The 22,245-nt window shown below is 53.4% G+C and carries 19 protein-coding genes, 1 pseudogene and 1 riboswitch; of the genes and pseudogenes, 10 read left to right on the top strand and 10 right to left on the bottom strand.

Going from position 1 to position 22,245, the window contains the following annotated elements; genetic code table 11:
• Positions 1 to 34 precede the first annotated feature (34 nt).
• A complete protein-coding gene (gene nudC, locus WB237_RS22715) occupies positions 35 to 808 on the bottom strand; it encodes an NAD(+) diphosphatase (RefSeq protein WP_336216646.1) in 774 nt (257 codons plus the stop codon).
• A 95-nt stretch (positions 809 to 903) separates the two neighbouring features.
• Here nudC and WB237_RS22710 point away from each other — a divergent pair, with 95 nt between their 5' ends.
• From WB237_RS22710 to WB237_RS22665, 10 genes are all read left to right on the top strand, one after another.
• The gene (locus WB237_RS22710; RefSeq protein ID WP_028018467.1) at positions 904 to 1,401 is read left to right on the top strand and encodes an Rsd/AlgQ family anti-sigma factor; all 498 of its coding nucleotides are present in this window, start codon (positions 904 to 906) and stop codon (positions 1,399 to 1,401) included.
• 54 nt (positions 1,402 to 1,455) lie between these two features.
• Positions 1,456 to 1,569, top strand: a riboswitch (TPP riboswitch).
• Between the two features lie 78 nt (positions 1,570 to 1,647).
• Entirely contained in the window at positions 1,648 to 3,543 is a 1,896-nt protein-coding gene (gene thiC, locus WB237_RS22705) for a phosphomethylpyrimidine synthase ThiC (protein ID WP_336216643.1), read from the top strand.
• Positions 3,543 to 4,178: a thiamine phosphate synthase gene (thiE, locus tag WB237_RS22700; protein ID WP_336216641.1), complete on the top strand. Its 636-nt coding sequence runs from the start codon at positions 3,543 to 3,545 to the stop codon at positions 4,176 to 4,178. Before thiC ends, thiE begins: the two co-directional genes overlap by 1 nt.
• Positions 4,171 to 4,926, top strand: coding sequence for a thiazole biosynthesis adenylyltransferase ThiF (gene thiF / locus WB237_RS22695; protein WP_128348912.1), 756 nt, complete (start codon positions 4,171 to 4,173; stop codon positions 4,924 to 4,926). The genes thiE and thiF overlap by 8 nt, the downstream gene beginning before the upstream one ends.
• On the top strand, positions 4,910 to 5,110 hold the full coding sequence (thiS, locus tag WB237_RS22690; RefSeq protein WP_028018471.1) for a sulfur carrier protein ThiS: 201 nt from the start codon (positions 4,910 to 4,912) through the stop codon (positions 5,108 to 5,110). The genes thiF and thiS overlap by 17 nt, the downstream gene beginning before the upstream one ends.
• 1 nt (position 5,111) lies before the next feature.
• Complete coding sequence (gene thiG, locus WB237_RS22685; protein WP_336216638.1) at positions 5,112 to 5,882, top strand: thiazole synthase; 771 nt, start codon at positions 5,112 to 5,114, stop codon at positions 5,880 to 5,882.
• On the top strand, positions 5,879 to 7,012 hold the full coding sequence (gene thiH, locus WB237_RS22680) for a 2-iminoacetate synthase ThiH (RefSeq protein ID WP_336216636.1): 1,134 nt from the start codon (positions 5,879 to 5,881) through the stop codon (positions 7,010 to 7,012). Before thiG ends, thiH begins: the two co-directional genes overlap by 4 nt.
• 318 nt (positions 7,013 to 7,330) lie before the next feature.
• Positions 7,331 to 8,872: a sensor domain-containing diguanylate cyclase gene (locus WB237_RS22675; protein WP_336216634.1), complete on the top strand. Its 1,542-nt coding sequence runs from the start codon at positions 7,331 to 7,333 to the stop codon at positions 8,870 to 8,872.
• 179 nt (positions 8,873 to 9,051) lie between these two features.
• The gene (locus tag WB237_RS22670; protein ID WP_114980102.1) at positions 9,052 to 9,360 is read left to right on the top strand and encodes a PTS sugar transporter subunit IIB; all 309 of its coding nucleotides are present in this window, start codon (positions 9,052 to 9,054) and stop codon (positions 9,358 to 9,360) included.
• The gene (locus WB237_RS22665; RefSeq protein ID WP_336216631.1) at positions 9,360 to 9,677 is read left to right on the top strand and encodes a PTS lactose/cellobiose transporter subunit IIA; all 318 of its coding nucleotides are present in this window, start codon (positions 9,360 to 9,362) and stop codon (positions 9,675 to 9,677) included. The genes WB237_RS22670 and WB237_RS22665 overlap by 1 nt, the downstream gene beginning before the upstream one ends.
• A gap of 55 nt (positions 9,678 to 9,732) precedes the next feature.
• Here the strand turns inward: WB237_RS22665 and rpoC are convergent, their stop codons facing one another.
• The 9 genes and pseudogenes from rpoC to tuf form a co-directional block, all read right to left on the bottom strand.
• A complete protein-coding gene (gene rpoC, locus WB237_RS22660) occupies positions 9,733 to 13,956 on the bottom strand; it encodes a DNA-directed RNA polymerase subunit beta' (protein ID WP_028018476.1) in 4,224 nt (1,407 codons plus the stop codon).
• Positions 13,957 to 14,032: 76 nt separating this feature from the next.
• Positions 14,033 to 18,061 (bottom strand): DNA-directed RNA polymerase subunit beta, encoded by a 4,029-nt coding sequence (gene rpoB, locus WB237_RS22655; RefSeq protein ID WP_014882065.1) that lies wholly within the window; start codon positions 18,059 to 18,061, stop codon positions 14,033 to 14,035.
• A 319-nt stretch (positions 18,062 to 18,380) separates the two neighbouring features.
• The gene (gene rplL, locus WB237_RS22650; RefSeq protein ID WP_014882064.1) at positions 18,381 to 18,749 is read right to left on the bottom strand and encodes a 50S ribosomal protein L7/L12; all 369 of its coding nucleotides are present in this window, start codon (positions 18,747 to 18,749) and stop codon (positions 18,381 to 18,383) included.
• A gap of 66 nt (positions 18,750 to 18,815) precedes the next feature.
• Positions 18,816 to 19,313, bottom strand: a complete 498-nt coding sequence (gene rplJ / locus WB237_RS22645; RefSeq protein WP_004097644.1) for a 50S ribosomal protein L10 — start codon at positions 19,311 to 19,313, stop codon at positions 18,816 to 18,818.
• A gap of 291 nt (positions 19,314 to 19,604) precedes the next feature.
• Positions 19,605 to 20,309 carry a 50S ribosomal protein L1 gene (gene rplA / locus WB237_RS22640; protein ID WP_013095000.1) on the bottom strand — a complete coding sequence of 235 codons (705 nt, stop codon included), beginning with the start codon at positions 20,307 to 20,309 and terminating at the stop codon, positions 19,605 to 19,607.
• A 3-nt stretch (positions 20,310 to 20,312) separates the two neighbouring features.
• Positions 20,313 to 20,741: a 50S ribosomal protein L11 gene (gene rplK / locus WB237_RS22635; RefSeq protein WP_008503452.1), complete on the bottom strand. Its 429-nt coding sequence runs from the start codon at positions 20,739 to 20,741 to the stop codon at positions 20,313 to 20,315.
• Between the two features lie 156 nt (positions 20,742 to 20,897).
• Positions 20,898 to 21,443 carry a transcription termination/antitermination protein NusG gene (gene nusG, locus WB237_RS22630; RefSeq protein WP_003862341.1) on the bottom strand — a complete coding sequence of 182 codons (546 nt, stop codon included), beginning with the start codon at positions 21,441 to 21,443 and terminating at the stop codon, positions 20,898 to 20,900.
• A 1-nt stretch (position 21,444) separates the two neighbouring features.
• A complete protein-coding gene (secE, locus tag WB237_RS22625) occupies positions 21,445 to 21,828 on the bottom strand; it encodes a preprotein translocase subunit SecE (RefSeq protein WP_013094999.1) in 384 nt (127 codons plus the stop codon).
• 229 nt (positions 21,829 to 22,057) lie between these two features.
• Positions 22,058 to 22,245, bottom strand: a pseudogene (tuf, locus tag WB237_RS22620) (elongation factor Tu); the annotation flags it as partial.

Raw genomic sequence — 22,245 nt, 5'->3', positions numbered from 1 at the left:
GCAGTTCCTTAAGCGTCATGGCCTCAGTGTAACACTACTCATACTCAGCCCGACACATTGCCACGGTATCTTCTATCAGCCGACGCGCCACCGTACCTGGCGGCGGTAACATAGGTAAATCGTCATACCGATACCAGTTCGCTTCCAGTAACTCTTTCTGGTCGATGACGATGTCCCCGCTATCATATTCGGCCATAAATGCAGTCATTAATGACTGCGGGAACGGCCACGGCTGGGAGGTAACATAGCGCAGGTTCTTCACTTTAATCCCGCTCTCCTCCATCACTTCGCGCGCCACCGCCTGCTCCAGCGTTTCGCCCACTTCGACAAACCCGGCCAGCACAGTGTGAATGCCGTTGCGGTGACGGGTATGCTGCGCCAGCAGGATGGAATCCTCGCGACGGATAGCGACGATAATGCACGGCGCGATCTGCGGATAGTAGCGTTCACGGCAGTGACTGCAGAGCATCGCCCACTCGGTTTTGCTCGGGTGCATGGTATGCCCGCAGTAACCGCAGTATTTATGCGAACGATAAAACTCCGCCAGCTGTACGCCACGGCCCGCCAGCTGGAACAGTCCCACATCCAGATCCAGCACCTGACGAACCGATCCCATGTCCTGACGGCGAGCCTGCTGGACCATCCACACGGGATCGCCCTGCCACTCACCGATCCTCTGTGCAGGTTGACCAACAAGATCGAATTTTTCCGCCGCACCATAGGGAATTTCCCCGACGGGGAGCCATAATTTTTGTTCGTGACTGACGATCCACCAACCAAGATCTGATTTTTCAATAATACGATCCATATCTATTGCACTACCTTCGCTTCACTGACATGTTGTTAGCATTGTGGTTACATTTTGGATAAGCAGATTCAATTCTAAACTTTGCGGAGTCGAACATGTTAAACCAGCTAGAAAGCCTGACTGAGCGCGTTAGAGGAAGTAACAAACTGGTGGATCGCTGGCTACATGTGCGCAAGCATCTACTCGTGGCTTATTACAATCTGGTCGGTATTAAGCCTGGCAAAGAATCGTTTATGCGTCTGAATGAAAAAGCGCTGGATGATTTTTGTCAGAGCCTGGTCGACTACCTGTCCGACGGCCATTTCAATATTTATGAACGCATTATCCGCGAAATGGAAGGGACTACGCCGTATTTAGCGGCCAGCAAACTCTATCCGCTGCTGGAAGCCAATACCCAGCAGATTATGGACTACTACGATTCCACACTTGAGAATGCGATCGATCACGATAACTATCTTGAGTTTCAGCAGGCGCTTTCCGACCTTGGCGAAGCGCTGGAAGAGCGATTCACACTGGAAGATAAGCTGATCGCCCTCGTGCTGGATAGCAATCTCAGTGCCAGCAACGAAGATAACATCGCGCGCCCTGCTTGAGTTCTTAATCGTTAACGAGTAATTTACAAACATTCGCCCCTCTCACGAGGGGGATTTTTCTTGTCGGAGTGCCCAGCGTTTGCAAAAACGCGGGCTGAGACCGTTAATTCGGGATCCGCGGAACCTGATCAGGTTAATACCTGCGAAGGGAACAAGAGTCACACTGCTGTTGAATCGCCTGCGGGCGATCTTCTCTTGCTTCATCCGTCGTCTGACAAGCCATGTCCTTCACTTTTGGAATGAGCTATGTCTACCACTAAACTGACCCGCCGCGAACAGCGCGCACACGCCCAACACTTCATTGATACCCTGGAAGGCACCGCTTTCCCGAACTCTAAACGCATCTACATCACCGGCTCTCAGGCGGATATCCGTGTGCCGATGCGTGAAATTCAGCTTAGCCCAACACTTATCGGCGGCAGCAAAGATAACCCGCAGTATGAAGACAACGAAGCTGTTCCGGTCTATGACACCTCCGGCCCATACGGTGACCCTGAAATTGCTATCAACGTTCAGAAAGGCCTGGCTAAACTGCGCCAGCCGTGGATCGACGCCCGTCAGGACAGCGAAGAGCTAAACGAGCAAAGTTCCGCCTACACCAAAGAGCGCCTGGCCGACGACGATCTGGACGAGCTGCGCTTCACCGGTCTTCTGACACCGAAACGCGCTAAAGCAGGCAAATGCGTGACCCAGCTGCACTACGCTCGTCAGGGGATCGTCACCCCCGAAATGGAGTTCATCGCCATTCGCGAAAACATGGGTCGTGAGCGCATCCGTAGCGAAATTCTGCGCCACCAGCATCCGGGGGAAGGTTTTGGCGCTCGCCTGCCGGAAAACATTACGCCGGAATTTGTGCGTGACGAAGTCGCCGCTGGCCGCGCGATTATCCCTGCCAACATCAATCACCCGGAATCTGAGCCAATGATTATCGGCCGTAATTTCCTGGTGAAGGTCAACGCTAACATCGGTAACTCTGCTGTTACTTCCTCCATTGAAGAGGAGGTGGAAAAACTGGTCTGGTCGACGCGCTGGGGTGCGGACACGGTGATGGACCTCTCCACTGGCCGTTATATTCACGAGACCCGCGAATGGATCCTGCGTAACAGCCCGGTACCAATCGGGACGGTACCTGTGTATCAGGCGCTGGAGAAGGTCAACGGCATTGCCGAAGATCTCACCTGGGAAGCGTTCCGCGATACGCTGCTGGAACAGGCTGAGCAGGGCGTGGACTACTTCACCATTCACGCGGGTGTCCTGCTGCGCTACGTGCCGATGACGGCGAAGCGTCTGACAGGCATCGTCTCGCGCGGCGGTTCGATCATGGCGAAGTGGTGTCTCTCCCATCATCAGGAAAACTTCCTCTACGAACACTTCCGTGAAATCTGCGAAATCTGCGCCGCTTACGATGTCTCTCTGTCGCTGGGCGACGGCCTGCGTCCTGGCTCCATCCGCGATGCCAATGACGAAGCGCAGTTTGCCGAACTGCACACGCTGGGCGAACTGACCAAAATCGCCTGGGAATATGACGTACAGGTGATGATTGAAGGCCCGGGGCATGTGCCAATGCAGATGATCCGTCGCAACATGACCGAAGAGCTGGAACACTGCCACGAAGCGCCGTTCTACACCCTCGGGCCATTGACCACCGATATCGCGCCGGGCTACGACCATTTCACGTCGGGGATTGGTGCGGCAATGATCGGCTGGTTCGGCTGCGCCATGCTCTGCTACGTTACGCCGAAAGAGCACCTCGGCCTGCCAAACAAAGAGGACGTGAAGCAGGGTCTGATCACCTACAAAATTGCCGCTCACGCAGCCGATCTGGCGAAAGGCCACCCGGGAGCGCAAATCCGTGATAACGCCATGTCGAAAGCACGCTTCGAATTCCGCTGGGAAGATCAGTTCAACCTGGCGCTCGACCCGTTCACTGCCCGCGCCTATCACGACGAAACACTGCCGCAGGAATCGGGCAAGGTGGCACACTTCTGCTCCATGTGCGGGCCAAAATTCTGCTCGATGAAAATCAGCCAGGAGGTACGTGACTACGCGGCCACACAAACCATTGAAGTGGGCATGGCGGATATGTCAGAAACCTTCCGCGCCAAAGGTGGTGAAATCTACCTCAAAAAAGAGGAGGCGTAATGTACCAGCCCGATTTCCCACCAGTGCCCTTCCGTTTAGGGCTCTATCCGGTGGTGGACAGCGTGGAATGGATAGAGCGCCTGCTTGCGGCGGGCGTTCGCACAATCCAGCTACGCATTAAAGATAAACACGATGAAGAGGTAGAGGCGGATGTGGTTTCTGCCATCGAGCTGGGACGTCGCTATGACGCTCGTCTGTTTATCAACGACTACTGGCGACTGGCGATCAAACACCAGGCTTACGGCGTACATCTGGGTCAGGAAGACCTTGAGACGACCGACCTCAATGCGATCCGCGACGCAGGGCTGCGTCTGGGGGTGTCAACGCATGACGATATGGAAATCGACGTCGCGCTGACCGCCCGCCCCTCTTACATCGCACTCGGCCACGTCTTCCCGACGCAAACCAAGCAGATGCCCTCCGCACCGCAAGGTCTGACGCAGCTGGCGAGTCACGTTGAACGCCTTGCCGATTATCCCACCGTTGCCATCGGCGGCATTAGCCTTGAACGTGCCCCGGCGGTGCTGGAGACCGGCGTCGGCAGCATTGCCGTCGTCAGCGCCATTACCCAGGCCGCAGACTGGCAGACGGCCACTGAGCAGTTGTTACAGCTGGCAGGAGCAGGCGATGAATGATCGTGATTTTATGCGCTACAGCCGTCAGCTTCTGCTCGAGGATATCGCCATTGACGGGCAGCAAAAGCTGCTCGCCAGTCGGGTTCTGATTGTGGGTCTGGGCGGGTTAGGAGCCCCTGCCGCGCTCTATCTGGCAGGGGCGGGCGTCGGCACGCTGGTACTGGCCGATGACGACGACGTTCACCTCAGCAACCTGCAACGGCAAATTCTCTTTACCACCGAGGATATTAACCAGCCTAAAGCGCAAATCACCCGCCAGCGGCTGAACCAGCTTAACCCGGATATCGAACTGATTGCCTTACAGCAACGGCTCAGCGGTGAAAGCCTGCAACGCGAAGTTGCCCTGGCCGACGTGGTGCTGGACTGCACCGACAATATGGCGACGCGTCAGGCGATCAACGCCGCCTGCGTGGCAAATAATACGCCGCTTATCACCGCCAGCGCGGTGGGTTTCGGCGGGCAGATGATGGTTCTGACTCCGCCGTGGTCACAGGGCTGCTATCGCTGCCTGTGGCCGGATGATGCCGAGCCAACGCGCAACTGCCGGACGGCGGGCATTCTTGGTCCGGTGGTCGGTGTAATGGGCACAATGCAGGCGCTGGAAGCTATCAAGCTGCTTAGCGGCATGGAGACGGAACGCAATACGCTGCGCTTGTTTGATGCCCGCTCCAGCGGCTGGCGACAGCTGGCGCTTCACCGTGCCAGCCACTGCCCGGTATGCGGAGGCCACGATGCGCATTCTGTTTAACGATGAGCCGATGAGCTGCGACGACGGGCTTACCGTTGCCGTTTTGCTCGATAAATTGCGTCAGCTTAAACCAGGTACGGCGCTGGCGCTCAATCAACAGATCCTGCCGCGCGAGCAGTGGGAGCTTCAGCAGGTCAATGAAGGTGATCAAATCCTGCTGTTTCAGGTTATCGCAGGGGGCTGAGATGTTACGTATTGCCGATAAAGTCTTTGATTCACATCTGTTTACCGGAACCGGAAAATTCGCCTCTCCACAGCTGATGGTGGAGGCCATCCGGGAAAGCGGCAGCCAGTTGGTGACGCTGGCCATGAAGCGCGTGGACCTGCGTCACCACAGCGATGCCATTCTGGCACCTTTACTGGAAGCAGGCGTTACGCTGCTGCCCAATACGTCCGGCGCGAAAACGGCAGAGGAGGCGATTTTTGCCGCACAACTGGCGCGAGAAGCGCTCGGCACCCACTGGCTGAAGCTGGAAATTCACCCGGATGCCCGCTGGCTGCTACCTGACCCTATCGAAACGCTGAAAGCAGCCGAAAAACTGGTTCAGCAGGGGTTTATCGTTCTGCCTTACTGCGGAGCCGACCCCGTACTGTGCAAGCGTCTGGAAGAGGTCGGCTGTGCCGCCGTCATGCCACTGGGTGCCCCTATCGGCTCCAATCAGGGACTGGAAACCCGCGCGATGCTTGAAATCATTATTGAGCAGGCCACCGTGCCCGTCGTTGTGGATGCGGGCATTGGCGTGCCCAGCCATGCTGCGCAGGCGCTGGAGATGGGTGCAGACGCTGTGCTGGTGAATACGGCCATCGCGGTGGCTGACGATCCGGTCATGATGGCGCGTGCGTTCCGCATGGCCGTAGAAGCCGGTGTGCTGGCAAGGGCGTCCGGCCCCGGTTCACGCAGTTTTCAGGCTCAGGCCACCAGCCCGTTGACCGGTTTTCTGGAGGCAATCTCATGAGCACGTTTACCGAGCGCTGGCGGCAGCTTAACTGGGACGACATTGCCCTGCGCATCAACAGCAAGACGGCTGCTGACGTGGAGCGGGCATTAAATGCCCGTCACCTCACCCGCGAGGATTTGATGGCCCTGCTCTCCCCGGCAGCCAGTGCATATCTTGAACCGATGGCACAGCGTGCTCAGAGGCTGACACGCCAGCGCTTTGGCAACACGGTGAGTTTTTACGTCCCGCTTTACCTCTCTAACCTGTGCGCCAATGACTGCACCTATTGCGGCTTCTCCATGAGCAACCGCATCAAGCGGAAAACGCTCGATGAGAGTGAAATTGCGCGTGAGTGTGCGGCCATTCGTGAAATGGGCTTTGAGCACCTTCTGCTGGTCACGGGTGAACATCAGGGGAAAGTGGGGATGGACTATTTTCGTCAGCACCTCCCCGCCATTCGTCGTCAGTTTGCCTCTTTGCAAATGGAAGTTCAGCCCCTGTCGCAAGAGGAATACGCGGAGTTAAAAACGCTCGGGCTGGACGGGGTCATGGTCTATCAGGAAACCTACCACGAGGCGACATATGCCCGGCATCACCTCAAGGGAAAGAAACAGGATTTCTTTTTCCGGCTGGAGACACCGGACAGACTGGGACGCGCCGGGATCGACAAAATCGGTCTTGGGGCACTGATCGGGCTATCGGATAGCTGGCGGGTAGATTGCTACATGGTGGCAGAACATCTGCTATGGCTCCAGCAACGCTACTGGCAGAGCCGTTACTCTATCTCCTTCCCCCGGCTGCGACCTTGCACGGGAGGGGTTGAACCGGCTTCTCTGATGGATGAGCGTCAACTGGTGCAAACCATCTGTGCGTTCCGCCTGCTTGCTCCGGAGGTTGAGTTATCTCTCTCAACGCGCGAGTCCCCGGCGTTTCGCGATCGCGTGATCCCACTTGCGATCAACAACGTTAGCGCATTTTCCAAAACGCAGCCCGGCGGCTACGCCGACGACCATCCGGAACTGGAGCAGTTTGCGCCACATGACGGGCGACGTCCGGAAGCAGTCGCTGCCGCTCTGACTGAACAGGGTCTACAGCCTGTCTGGAAAGACTGGGACAGCTGGCTGGGAAGAGCCTCGCAATTGCGTTGAAACGCACTGCAACACGTTAAAAAATTGTCGAGACGCGACGAAAAGGCAAAACCGGATGATTGTCAGCAATCGTCCGGTTTTTTATTGTCTCAAGGCCAGCAACGGACGCTGGCCAGGGCGAAAAAGCTTCTTCCTCGTTTCGCCCTGCCTCTGCCTGAATCCAGAATGTTCATAAGTAATTTCTTAGTGATTCTTAATATAAATCATCTCGTCTGAAACCGTACATCGTATAATTCACAGCCAATCGCAGGACAGCGACTATGCTGAGAGGATATCGGCAGACAAAAAGCATTCACCATCAGGATCGATGTACAACTCATGGCACTTCACAGTAAAAAACTCTCTTTCACCCGGCCAATTATGCTCAGCTTCGCGGGGATCCTGTGCAGTTTTGTGCTGATCGCAGTCGCGGTGACGCTTTCGCAGAGAAAGGATTTTCTTGAGGATTATCACAAGATTAATAGCAATTTCACGCATAACCTGGCAGTGAATTACACCGAATCTATCCTGCGTGAAAATGACTATATCCTTGGCCGTTCCGCAATGTACTTCGCGCGCGACAACAAGCTAAACGAGACGTTAAACGTCAACCCAACACAGGGACTGCAGATGATGATGTATTTGCAGAACCTGATGCCGACCGTATCCTCCGTTTCGCTGGCCGACACGCAGGGGAATTATCTGCGAGCACCGGAAGTGCTCCCTACGGATAAGAGCAAAACTTTCGATCCCCGAACTCGGCCGTGGTTTGTCGCCCAGGCGGAAGCCAGTATCTTCAGCCACTATACAAGCCCCTACATGGACTACTTCACTGGCCATCCGACGGTAACACTCTATAAGCCCTTGATTTCACCTGAAGGCAGACTGAAGGGAACCATCGCTTTTGATCTCGATTTGACGTCAATGGGCTATACCCTGCGTCAGATGGTGGCTCCCGTTCAGGGGGAATTCTTTATCGTCGAACGCGACGGTGCTGTGGTGCTGCACCCGGATACCGGCGCGCTCTTCAAAAAGTACGTGAGCGAAGCGCTGATGGACAAAATGACCAGCGGCGAAGGCCATCTTTACGACAAGAAAAGTAACGCCTGGTATTACTATTACTCGTTTACCAACCCGGACTGGTTTGTTATCTACCGGGTATCGGGGGCAACACTCACCGATATCACTCGCCACGAAACAACGATTGTTGGCTGGGGGTTTGCCCTGGCGGCTATCATCATCATTCTCTTTGGTTTATATCTGCGCCATGCATCGCGTACCGTGCTGATGCACATTATCAATGCAATCAAAACCGGTGATGTCAGCCAGGTTCCACGCCTGGAAGCGATGCTGAGCCACACTATCCAGTCCAATAAAGAGCGCGAAATGGCGTATGTGCGCCAGGCAACGCACGATGCACTGACGGGCTGCAAAAACCGCCGCGCATTCGATAGCGATGTGGCGGAACTGATGGATGCACACCAGTCTTTTGCAATGGCGCTGGCGGACATTGATAACTTCAAATCGATTAACGATACGCTGGGCCACTTGACCGGTGATATTGTCCTGCGCAGCGTCGCCCGAGAAGGGATCCAGATAATGCAGCCGCATCACGTCTCGGTTTACCGTTATGGTGGGGAAGAATTCGCGGTGGTCTTCCAGGCCGAACAAATTGCTTCCGCACTTTCATTACTTGAGACGTGGCGTACCGCCGTTGAAAAACGCGTCTGGCGAGAAGAAAACCTGCGGGTAACGTTCAGTGGTGGTCTGGGAGAATGGCACCACGAACCGCTGGAGCAATTTGTAGGGAGCGTTGATAACGCCCTCTACAGCGCGAAGCAGCAGGGAAAAAATCGCATTATCCGCACGTCCATCAGCTAATCCTCCCCTGTCAGCCTGCCCGTTTCGGCGGGTAAGCTGCTCACCAATGCAAAATTGTAACCGGTTTCAGAAAATCTTCGGTTTCTTTGTGATGCCTCACACACAATCACGGTAAAGCGGTTGTTGAAGCGTTCTGCACGGGATAATTATCAATAAACACATGTAGATCGAGGCTGATTATGAAGAACATCGTTTTATGCTGTGCAGCGGGAATGTCAACCAGCATGCTGGTTCAACGTATGAAAGATGCCGCACAGAAAAAAGGGGTTGAAGTCACCATTAAAGCCGTTCCGGTTGCGGAGTTTAAAGACAATATCGCGACGGCCGACATCGTATTGCTGGGGCCACAGGTTAAATACGAGCAGGCTAAACTTCAGGCACAGGCCGACCCGCTGGGTAAACAGGTCGCGGTAATCGACATGATGGATTACGGCATGATGAAAGGCGAGGCCGTACTGGAAAAAGCGCTCAAACTGCTGGAGTCATAATGGAAGACTTAGAAACCACAATCATGGAACTGCTGGTCAACGCAGGTGCGGCACGCAGTGCTGCCCTTACGGCGTTGCAGATGGCACGTAAAGGTGACTTTGCCGGAGCCGAAAAGGCGATGGAAGAGTCGCGCGAATATGTGAAGCATGCGCACACGATTCAGACACAGCTTATTGGTCTTGATGAAGGTACCGGGAAGCTGCCGGTTAACCTGATCACCGTCCATTCTCAGGATCACCTGATGAACGCGATGGTCATTCAGGACCTGGCGGGCGATATGATAGAGTTGTATCGTCGGCTACCGCTGATTAACTGAAAAAAAGATATAAAAAAACCCGCCGAAGCGGGTTTTTTATTAGCTGAATCAACGATTACTCGTTGTCGGAACCACCCAGACCTGCGTTCAGCAGTTCTGCCAGGCTCGCGGATGCATCTTCAGCAGTGACCTGCGGTGCAGCTGGCAGTTCGCCCGCAGCACGACGACGCATACGATCCTGATGGTACGCATAACCGGTACCAGCCGGGATCAGACGACCCACGATAACGTTCTCTTTCAGACCGCGCAGTTCATCACGTTTACCTGCAACAGCCGCTTCGGTCAGGACACGCGTAGTTTCCTGGAACGATGCTGCAGAGATGAAGGACTCGGTTGCCAGAGACGCTTTGGTGATACCCAGCAGATCGCGTGCGAAGGTCGCACCGATTTTGCCGTTCGCTTCCAGATCGCGGTTAGCGATCTTAACGCGAGAGTATTCAACCTGCTCGCCTTCCAGGAACTCAGAGCTACCTGCGTTTTCGATGGTTGCTTTACGCAGCATCTGACGAACGATAACTTCGATGTGTTTATCGTTAATCTTAACGCCCTGCAGACGGTATACGTCCTGCACTTCGTTAACGATGTAACGAGTAACAGCATGCACACCACGCAGACGCAGGATATCGTGCGGCGCTTCTGGACCGTCGGAAACCACGTCACCACGTTCTACACGTTCACCTTCGAACACGTTGAGCTGACGCCACTTAGGAATCATCTCTTCGTACGGCTCGCTGCCATCTACTGGAGTGATAACCAGACGGCGTTTACCTTTGGTCTCTTTACCGAAGGAGATGATACCGCTGATTTCAGCCAGGATTGCCGGCTCTTTCGGACGACGTGCTTCGAACAGGTCCGCAACGCGTGGCAGACCACCGGTGATGTCCTTGGTACCGCCGGATTCCTGAGGAATACGTGCCAGGGTGTCACCAGAGCTGATCTGTACGCCATCTTCCAGCTGTACAATCGCTTTACCTGGCAGGAAGTACTGCGCAGGCATATCGGTACCAGGGATCAGAACGTCGTTACCCTGAGCATCAACGATTTTCAGTGCAGGACGCAGGTCTTTACCGCCAGTAGTACGCTCTGCAGAATCCAGAACCACCAGAGAAGACAGACCGGTCAGCTCGTCAGTCTGACGAGTAATGGTCTGGCCGTCGATCATGTCAGTGAAGCGGATGAAACCACTTACTTCGGTGATAACTGGCATGGTGTGTGGATCCCAGTTTGCAACGGTTTCACCGCCGGCAACCTGCTCACCATCACCTTTCGCCATAACAGCACCGTAAGGTACTTTATAGCTCTCTTTGGTACGACCGAATTCGTCGATCAGTTTCAGCTCGGTGTTACGAGAGGTCACAACCAGCTTGCCTGCGGAGTTAACAACAGACTTCGCGTTGCTGAGCTTGATGCTACCTTTGTTTTTCACCTGGATGCTGGATTCAGCAGCCGCACGAGATGCCGCACCACCGATGTGGAACGTACGCATCGTCAGCTGTGTACCCGGTTCACCGATGGACTGTGCCGCGATAACACCGATTGCTTCACCTTTGTTGATGATGTGGCCACGCGCCAGGTCACGACCATAGCAGTGCGCACATACACCAAAGTCGGTGTCACAGGATACAACGGAACGTACTTTCACTGAGTCAACAGAGTTTGCTTCCAGCAGGTCACACCACTGTTCGTGCAGCAGCGTATTGCGTGGAACCAGAATGTCTGCAGTACCCGGCTTCAGAATGTCTTCCGCGGTTACACGACCCAGTACGCGATCGCGCAGTGGCTCTTTAACATCACCACCCTCGATAACCGGGGTCATGGTGATACCTTCGAGGGTGCCACAATCGTCTTCGGTCACAACCAGATCCTGCGCAACGTCAACCAGACGACGCGTCAGATAACCGGAGTTCGCTGTTTTCAGTGCGGTATCCGCCAGACCTTTACGAGCACCGTGAGTAGAGATGAAGTACTGGAGTACGTTCAGACCTTCACGGAAGTTCGCGGTGATTGGCGTTTCGATGATGGAGCCATCTGGCTTCGCCATCAGACCACGCATACCTGCCAGCTGACGAATCTGTGCAGCAGAACCACGCGCACCGGAGTCGGCCATCATGTAGATGCTGTTGAAGGAAACCTGCTGTTCTTCAACGCCGTCACGGTTAATCACGGTTTCGGTTTGCAGGTTATCCATCATCGCCTTGGATACACGATCGTTCGCCGCAGCCCAGATATCGATAACTTTGTTATAGCGTTCGCCAGCGGTTACCAGACCAGACTGGAACTGCTCCTGGATCTCAGCAACTTCGGCTTCCGCTTCAGAGATGATCTCGTGTTTCTTCTCTGGGATGACCATGTCATCAATACCAACAGATGCACCTGAACGCGCTGCATAAGCAAAGCCGGTGTACATTGTCTGGTCAGCGAAGATTACGGTCGGCTTCAGACCCAGAATGCGGTAACAGGTGTTCAGCATTTTGGAGATCGCTTTCTTGCCCAGCGCCTGGTTGACGATGGAGAAAGGCAGCCCCTTCGGTACGATCATCCACAGAATGGCACGGCCAACGGTCGTGTCTTTCAGGCTGGTTTTCGCAACGAACTCGCCGTTTTCATCTTTTTCGTATTCGGTGATACGCACTTTAACGCGCGCATGCAGAGAGGCCAGGCCAGCGCGATAAATACGCTCAGCTTCTTTCGGGCCAGTCAGCACCATGCCTTCGCCTTTGGCGTTAACACAGTCACGGGTCATGTAGTACAGACCCAATACAACGTCCTGAGAAGGAACGATAATAGGCTCACCGTTCGCTGGAGACAGAATGTTGTTGGTAGACATCATCAGCGCACGCGCTTCCAGCTGGGCTTCCAGCGTCAGCGGTACGTGAACAGCCATCTGGTCACCATCGAAGTCGGCGTTATATGCCGCACAAACCAGCGGGTGCAGCTGGATAGCTTTACCTTCGATCAGTACTGGCTCAAATGCCTGGATACCCAGACGGTGCAGGGTTGGTGCACGGTTCAGCAGTACCGGGTGTTCGCGGATAACTTCGTCCAGGATATCCCAAACGACAGCTTCTTCACGCTCAACCATTTTCTTAGCGGCTTTGATGGTGGTGGCCAGGCCACGCAGCTCCAGCTTGCCGTAGATGAACGGTTTGAACAGCTCCAGTGCCATTTTCTTAGGCAGACCGCACTGATGCAGACGCAGGTATGGACCTACGGTGATTACAGAACGACCGGAGTAGTCTACACGCTTACCGAGCAGGTTCTGACGGAAACGACCCTGCTTACCTTTGATCATGTCGGCCAAAGATTTCAGAGGACGTTTGTTAGAACCGGTGATCGCACGACCGCGACGACCGTTATCCAGCAGGGCATCTACCGCTTCCTGCAGCATACGTTTTTCGTTGCGTACGATGATATCCGGCGCAGCCAGATCCAGCAGACGTTTCAGACGGTTGTTACGGTTAATGACGCGACGATACAGATCGTTCAGGTCAGAAGTCGCGAAACGACCACCATCCAGCGGAACCAGTGGACGCAGATCTGGCGGCAGAACCGGCAGAACGGTCAGGATCATCCACTCTGGTTTGTTACCAGACTGAACGAACGCTTCCAGCAGTTTAATACGCTTGGTCAGCTTTTTACGCTTGGTTTCGGAGTTGGTTTCGTTCAGCTCTTCACGCAGCTGCTCGCACTCTTGCTCCAGATCCATGCTCTTCAGCAGGGCCTGAATAGCTTCCGCACCCATCTTCGCGTCGAATTCGTCACCGAACTCTTCCAGCGCGTCCAGATACTGCTCTTCAGTCAGGATCTGGTGACGTTCCAGATTCGTCATCCCGCCTTCGATAACCACATAAGATTCGAAGTACAGAACACGTTCGATATCGCGCAGCGGCATATCCAGCAGCAGACCGATACGGGACGGCAGAGATTTCAGGAACCAGATGTGAGCGGTTGGAGATGCCAGCTCGATGTGGCCCATGCGCTCACGGCGCACTTTGGTCTGGGTCACTTCAACGCCGCACTTCTCACAGATCACACCACGGTGTTTCAGGCGCTTGTACTTACCGCACAGGCACTCGTAATCTTTTACTGGCCCGAAAATACGCGCACAGAAAAGGCCGTCACGCTCAGGTTTGAACGTACGGTAGTTGATGGTTTCCGGCTTTTTAACTTCACCGAACGACCATGAACGGATCATGTCTGGCGAAGCCAGAGCAATTTTGATCGCATCAAACTCTTCGGTTTTAGTCTGCGCTTTCAGAAACTTTAATAAATCTTTCACGGATTTGCTCCCGTCGGAGTTAGCACAATCCGGTGCCGGGGGTTAACCCGGCACCAGTGACCTGTTTGAGCGAGAATTACTCGTCTTCCAGTTCGATGTTGATACCCAGCGAACGAATCTCTTTCAACAGTACGTTGAAGGATTCTGGCATGCCCGGTTCCATCTGATGGTTGCCGTCCACGATGTTTTTATACATCTTGGTACGACCGTTCACGTCATCAGACTTAACGGTGAGCATTTCCTGCAGGGTGTATGCCGCGCCGTATGCTTCCAGCGCCCACACTTCCATCTCCCCGAAGCGCTGACCACCGAACTGTGCCTTACCACCCAGCGGCTGCTGAGTAACCAGGCTGTAAGAACCGGTAGAACGAGCGTGCATTTTGTCGTCGACCAGGTGGTTCAGTTTCAGCATGTACATGTAACCTACGGTTACTGGACGCTCGAACTGTTCACCGGTACGGCCGTCAAACAGCGTAATCTGACCAGACGTTGGCAGACCACCCAGTTGCAGCAGCTCTTTAATTTCAGCTTCTTTTGCACCGTCGAATACCGGCGTTGCAATTGGCATACCTTTGCGCAGGTTCTCTGCCAGACGCAGCACTTCTTCATCGCTGAAGGTGTTCAGGTCGACTTTCTGACGCACATCGGTACCCAGATCGTAGGCACGCTGGATGAATTCGCGCAGTTTCGCGACTTCCTGCTGCTGTTTCAGCATGGCGTTAATCTTGTCGCCAATACCTTTTGCAGCCATACCCAGGTGGGTTTCCAGAATCTGACCGATGTTCATACGAGACGGTACGCCCAGTGGGTTCAGTACGATATCTACCGGCGTACCGTTAGCATCGTGCGGCATATCTTCGATCGGGTTGATCTTAGAGATAACACCCTTGTTACCGTGACGACCTGCCATCTTATCACCAGGCTGGATCTGACGTTTAACAGCCAGATACACCTTAACAATCTTCAGCACGCCTGGTGCCAGATCGTCGCCCTGAGTGATTTTACGGCGTTTCGCTTCGAGTTTTTTCTCGAACTCGTGTTTCAGTTCGTCATACTGCTCAGCCAGCTGTTCCAGCTGATTTTGTTTCTCTTCGTCGGTCAGGCCCAGCTCCAGCCAGCGATCGCGTGGCAGTTTGTCGAGCTTCTCAGCTTCAACGCCACCGGCAACCAGCACCGCATAAATACGGCTGAACAGACCTGCTTCGAGGATCTGCAGTTCTTCAGACAGGTCTTTCTTAGCCTGTTTGAGCTGCATCTCTTCGATTTCCAGCGCACGCTTATCTTTTTCAACGCCATCACGAGTGAAGACCTGAACGTCGATAACCGTACCGGAAACACCGTTTGGTACGCGCAGAGAAGAGTCTTTAACGTCAGACGCTTTCTCACCGAAGATTGCACGCAGCAGTTTCTCTTCTGGCGTCAGCTGGGTTTCACCTTTCGGCGTTACCTTACCAACCAGAATGTCGCCGCCGGTCACTTCCGCACCGATGTAAACAATACCGGATTCATCCAGTTTAGAGAGCGCAGCTTCACCCACGTTAGGGATGTCAGCGGTGATCTCTTCTGGCCCCAGCTTGGTGTCACGGGACACACATGCCAGTTCCTGAATATGGATGGTGGTGAAACGATCTTCCTGAACCACACGCTCGGAGACGAGGATGGAGTCTTCGAAGTTGTAACCGTTCCACGGCATGAACGCTACGCGCATGTTCTGACCGAGCGCCAGTTCACCGAGGTCGGTGGACGGACCGTCTGCCAGCACGTCGCCGCGCTCAACTGGCTCACCCAGAGATACGCAAGGCATCTGGTTGATACAGGTGTTCTGGTTAGAACGGGTGTATTTGGTCAGGTTATAAATGTCGATACCTGCTTCGCCCGGGTACATCTCGTCTTCGTTAACTTTGATAACGATACGGGAGGCATCCACGTACTGAACAGTACCGCCACGTTTAGCAACCGCAGTAACACCGGAGTCAACGGCAACAGCACGTTCCATACCAGTACCAACCAGCGGCTTATCAGCGCGCAGAGTTGGAACGGCCTGACGTTGCATGTTCGCACCCATCAATGCACGGTTGGCGTCATCGTGTTCCAGGAACGGGATCAGGGACGCACCGACGGATACCACCTGTTGGGTGGATACGTCCATGTAGTCAACCTGATCGCGGCTGAACAAGCTGGATTCGCCTTTGCTACGGCAGGTAACCAGATCTTCTACAAAGTGGCCTTCGTCATCCAGGTTGGAGTTCGCCTGAGCGATAACGTAGTTGCCTTCTTCGATAGCAGACAGGTAATGAATCTCGTCGGTTACAACACCGTCGGTCACTTTACGATACGGGGTCTCGAGGAAACCGTATTCGTTTGTCTGTGCGTACACGGACAGGGAGTTGATCAGACCGATGTTTGGACCTTCAGGTGTTTCGATTGGACATACGCGACCATAGTGAGTCGGGTGTACGTCTCGAACTTCGAAGCCTGCGCGTTCACGGGTCAGACCGCCTGGGCCGAGTGCAGAGATACGACGCTTGTGCGTGATCTCAGACAGCGGGTTGTTCTGGTCCATGAACTGAGATAGCTGGCTGGAACCGAAGAACTCTTTCACTGCTGCAGAGATCGGCTTGGCGTTGATCATATCCTGAGGCATCAGGGTATCCAGATCGCCCAGAGACAGACGCTCTTTCACCGCACGCTCTACACGTACCAGGCCAACGCGGAACTGGTTTTCCGCCATTTCGCCAACGGAACGGATACGACGGTTGCCGAGGTGGTCGATATCATCCACTTCGCCTTTACCGTTACGGATATCAATGAGCTTCTTCATCACTTCGATGATGTCGTCTTTGCTCAGGATACCGGAACCTTCGATCTCATCACGCAGCAGAGAACGGTTGAACTTCATACGACCAACCGCAGACAGATCGTAGCGGTCTTCGGAGAAGAACAGGTTCTCGAACAGGCTTTCAGCCGCTTCGCGAGTTGGTGGCTCACCAGGACGCATCATGCGGTAGATTTCAACCAGCGCACTCAGACGATCGGTCGTTGGGTCGACGCGGATAGTCTCAGAGATGTATGGACCGTGGTCCAGATCGTTGGTGAACAGCGTTTCGATACGTTTGTGGCCAGACTGGCTCAGCTTAGCCAGCAGATCCAGGCTCAGCTCCATGTTCGCCGGGCAGATCAGCTCGCCAGTTGATTCATCAACGTAATCTTTCGCGGCTACTTTTCCTGCAATGTATTCAACTGGAACTTCGATGTGTTTGATATCATCTTTTTCCAGCTGGCGGATGTGGCGCGCGGTGATACGGCGACCTTTTTCCACATACACTTTGCCGTCAGCTTCGATATCGAACGACGCGGTCTCACCACGCAGACGTTCCGGCACCAGCTCCATCTGCAGCTTGTTGTCGCGGATTTCAAAGATCACTTTCTCAAAGAACAGGTCCAGGATCTGCTCAGTGGTATATTGCAGCGCACGCAGAATGATGGTTGCAGGCAGTTTACGACGACGGTCGATACGGACAAACAGGTTGTCTTTTGGATCGAACTCGAAGTCCAGCCATGAACCACGGTAAGGAATGATGCGCGCGTTATACAGTACTTTACCGGAAGAGTGTGTTTTACCTTTATCGCTGTCGAAGAAGACGCCCGGGCTACGATGCAGCTGGGAAACGATAACACGCTCAGTACCGTTGATGACGAAAGTACCGTTGTCTGTCATGAGTGGAATTTCACCCATGTAGACTTCTTGTTCTTTAATGTCTTTTACGGTGCCTTCTGGCGCTTCGCGCTCATAGATCACCAGACGCAGTTTTACGCGCAGCGGTGCGGAATAGGTCACGCCACGGATCTGACATTCCTGAACGTCAAACACCGGCTCGCCAAGGCGATAGCTGACGTACTGCAGCTCGGAATTACCGCTGTAGCTCTGAATCGGGAACACGGAACGGAAGGCTGCTTCCAGACCGTACTGCCCTTCAGGATCTTGCTCGATAAACTTCTGGAACGAGTCAAGCTGGATAGAAAGGAGATATGGAATGTCCAGAACTTGTGGACGTTTACCAAAATCCTTACGAATACGTTTTTTCTCGGTATAGGAGTAAACCATAGGGTTCCTCAGCTCGCTGACAAGTCGACCCATCTGTCCGACGAAGGGACAGTTTGTGCAACACCATTTTGTGGACCGGAAAATTGAATACTTTCCGCAATACCTGTTGCTATCACGCTTAAACCATTTCGTTGCGATTTACACAGAGCGAGCACCCTGTCGCAATATATTAAGTCGTCGATAGAAACAAGCATTGTCAGGACAATCAGCAGTCAAACAGTGTGAAATGCTACTGATGCCTTACAGCGCAAAAAGGCTGGTGACTAAAAAGTCACCAGCCATCAGCCTAATTACTCAGGCTGCAACCAGAAAAGTTGGCTTATTTAACTTCAACTTCAGCGCCAGCTTCTTCCAGAGATTTTTTCAGTGCTTCTGCGTCGTCTTTGCTCACGCCTTCTTTCAGCGCAGCTGGAGCAGATTCTACCAGGTCTTTAGCTTCTTTCAGACCCAGACCGGTAGCGCCACGTACTGCTTTGATAACAGCAACTTTGTTAGCGCCTGCAGCTTTCAGAATTACGTCGAATTCAGTTTTTTCTTCAGCAGCGTCAGCAGCTGGGCCAGCAGCAACAGCTACAGCGGCAGCAGCAGAAACACCGAATTTTTCTTCCATTGCAGAAATCAGTTCTACAACGTCCATTACGGACATAGCTGCAACTGCTTCAATGATTTGATCTTTAGTGATAGACATTTAAATTGTTCCTGAAAATCAGAATAAGTTTATACGTAAGCAAATGCTTTATAAAGACAACTGCGATTAAGCAGCTTCTTTCGCATCGCGAACAGCAGCCAGAGTGCGAACCAGTTTGCCAGCCGAAGCTTCTTTCATGGTTGCCATCAGGCGTGCAATTGCTTCTTCGTAGGTCGGCAGGGTTGCCAGGCGATCGATTTGCGATGCCGGGATCAACTCACCTTCAAAGGCTGCAGCTTTGACCTCAAATTTTGCATTCGCTTTCGCGAACTCTTTGAACAGACGAGCAGCAGCGCCCGGGTGTTCCATAGAGTATGCAATCAGGGTCGGACCAACAAACGTGTCTTTCAGGCACTCGAATGGAGTACCTTCAACTACGCGACGCAGCAGGGTGTTACGAACAACACGCATGTATACGCCAGCTTCACGACCTGCTTTACGCAGTTCAGTCATTTTGTCTACAGTAACGCCACGGGAATCCGCAACTACTGCAGACAGCGCGCCTTTGGCTACTTCGCTGACTTCAGCAACAATCGCTTGTTTGTCTTGAAGATTTAAAGCCATTAGCTTTGCTCCTGGATGTTTGCCGGAACTCATGTTCCGGAACTCACTTCACTCGACCCAACGGGAAGAGCGTCTAAATACGGTGAGCAGAAACAAGCCAGAGTATTCAAAAAATAATCTTAGCGTTCTGTCACCGTCTACGCAGGGGATTAAGTTTCTTACGAAACACCTGCGGTCTTCGACGGAGGCCTGGATAGGCCAGGCTCCAACGAACAAATCTTTTAGCCGCTAACTTTCGTTAGCAAACGTGGGGGTAAGATTGTAGACAAAATCACCGCCCACGTAAAGGCATTAGTTTGCAGCAGCGCTCAGGCCAGCCTGGTCAACTGCAACACCTGCACCCATGGTGGTGGAGATGCTAACTTTCTTGATGTACACGCCTTTCGCCTGAGTTGGTTTTGCTTTTTTCAGCGCAACCAGCAGAGCTTCCAGGTTTTCTTTCAGTTTGTCAGCGTCGAAGTCCACTTTACCGATGGTGGTGTGGATGATGCCGTTTTTGTCGTTACGATAACGAACCTGACCTGCTTTAGCGTTCTTAACCGCTTCAGCAACGTTAGGAGTAACGGTACCCACTTTCGGGTTTGGCATCAGTCCGCGTGGACCCAGAACCTGGCCCAGCTGGCCAACAACGCGCATTGCATCTGGAGATGCGATAACAACGTCGAAGTTCATTTCGCCTTTCTTGATCTGGTCAGCCAGATCTTCCATACCTACCAGTTCAGCGCCAGCAGCTTTAGCAGCTTCTGCGTTTGCACCCTGAGTAAATACAGCTACGCGAACGGAACGGCCAGTACCGTGTGGCAGTACAGTTGCACCACGAACGTTCTGATCAGATTTACGAGCATCGATGCCCAGGTTAACAGCAACGTCAACGCTTTCAACGAACTTAGCGGTAGCCAGTTCTTTCAGCAGAGCGATAGCTTCGTTGATGTCGTACTGTTTGGTCGCATCAACTTTGTCACGGATCACGGACATGCGCTTGGTCAGTTTAGCCATTTCTTAGTCCTCCACTACCAGGCCCATGGAACGTGCAGTACCTTCGATGGAGCGAGTCATCGCTTCAATGTCGGCACCAGTCATGTCGGCAGCTTTGGTCTGCGCGATTTCCTGCAGCTGAGCGCGGGAAATTTTACCCACTTTGTCTTTGTTCGGTTTACCGGAACCAGACTTGATACCAGCCGCTTTCTTCAGCAGAACAGCTGCTGGAGGGGTTTTGGTAACGAAAGTGAAAGAACGGTCAGCGTAAACAGTGATTACGACTGGGATTGGCAGACCTTTTTCCAGGGATTCAGTTTTTGCGTTGAACGCTTTACAGAATTCCATGATGTTCACACCCTGCTGACCCAGAGCTGGACCAACTGGTGGACTTGGGTTCGCCATACCAGCTGCAACCTGCAGCTTGACGTAGGCTTGTACTTTCTTAGCCATTCTAAAATCCTCTGATTGGGTAATAACGCCTCTGTGAGGCTCCCCGTGAATAAAATTCGTTTTACGGGCCGTTGCCCATAAAAACAAAAGGCGCGAAATTGTATTCCAATCTCGCGCCCTGTGCAACGATTAAATCGTCGCTTTTTTGATCGCTGCTTAGGCTTTTTCGACCTGGGCAAAGTCCAGTTCTACCGGGGTCGCACGACCGAAGATAGAAACAGAGACTTTCAGGCGGGACTTCTCGTAGTCCACTTCTTCAACCACGCCATTAAAGTCAGCAAACGGACCGTCATTAACACGAACCATTTCACCCGGTTCAAACAGCGTTTTCGGACGCGGCTTATCACCCACCTGCTGCAGGCGGTTCATAATCGCATCAACTTCTTTGTCGCTGATTGGCGCCGGACGGTCAGATGTGCCGCCGATAAAGCCCATCACGCGCGGTACGCTGCGCACAAGGTGCCAGCTCGCGTCGTTCATAACCATCTGAACCAGCACGTAACCCGGGAAGAATTTACGCTCGCTTTTGCGACGTTGGCCGCCACGGATCTCGACCACTTCTTCGGTCGGAACCATAACTTCGCCAAATAACTCTTCCATGTTGTGTAATTTGATATGCTCACGCAGCGACGTTGCTACGCGGCCTTCAAAACCGGAAAACGCCTGAACGACGTACCAGCGCTTTTTAGGGGCTTCAGACATCTCAGAACCTCAGGCCAGTGATAAAGGATACCAGGCGAACCAGAATACCATCCAGTCCCCACAGGATCAGTGACATTACAGCGGTAACCGCCGCTACAATCAGCGTGGTGTGCAATGTTTCCTGGCGAGTCGGCCAAATTACCTTGCGGACTTCGGTACGCGCTTCGCGAGCAAAAGCGACAGTCGCTTTGCCTTTCGTCGTCAACAGCGCGACACCACCCGCTGCAGCAATCAGAATTACCACTGCAAGCGCGCGTAGCGGCAGCATAATGTCACGATAAAGGTAGTTGCCGACAATCGCTACGATCAGCAGAACGGCTACTACTACCCATTTCATCGCTTCCAGGCCGCGCCCGCTCCCTTGAGCTTCGGTATTCGCACTCATAAACCAACCTGTCAGAAGTATTCTACAAACATTTTCACCCCGCGATCGCGAGGCAAACCAAATCGAAATGCTAATTCGCTTTTCGAATTATACGCTCTCTGCAGAGCCTGTCTCAGCAATGATTATGACAAAAATAATCACTGATGAGCCAGGTTCTGACGTGAAAGCGTGCAAAAAGGGCATCAAATGATGCCCTTTTATTGCGCATTGCGTCAAATGTTATCAGCAATTAGCCGAGAACTTTAGCAACCACGCCCGCGCCAACGGTACGGCCACCTTCACGGATTGCAAAACGCAGACCGTCGTCCATCGCGATTGGGTGGATCAGAGTCACAACCATCTTGATGTTGTCGCCTGGCATTACCATCTCTACGCCTTCTGGCAGTTCGATGGTACCGGTCACGTCAGTAGTACGGA

Origin of the sequence: Enterobacter sp. P82, from assembly GCF_037053385.1 — a bacterium.
In the GTDB taxonomy this organism is placed as follows: Bacteria; Pseudomonadota; Gammaproteobacteria; order Enterobacterales; family Enterobacteriaceae; genus Enterobacter.
The sequence above is the reverse complement of the archived record's forward strand: the minus strand, read 5'-3'. Positions and strand labels throughout refer to the sequence as shown.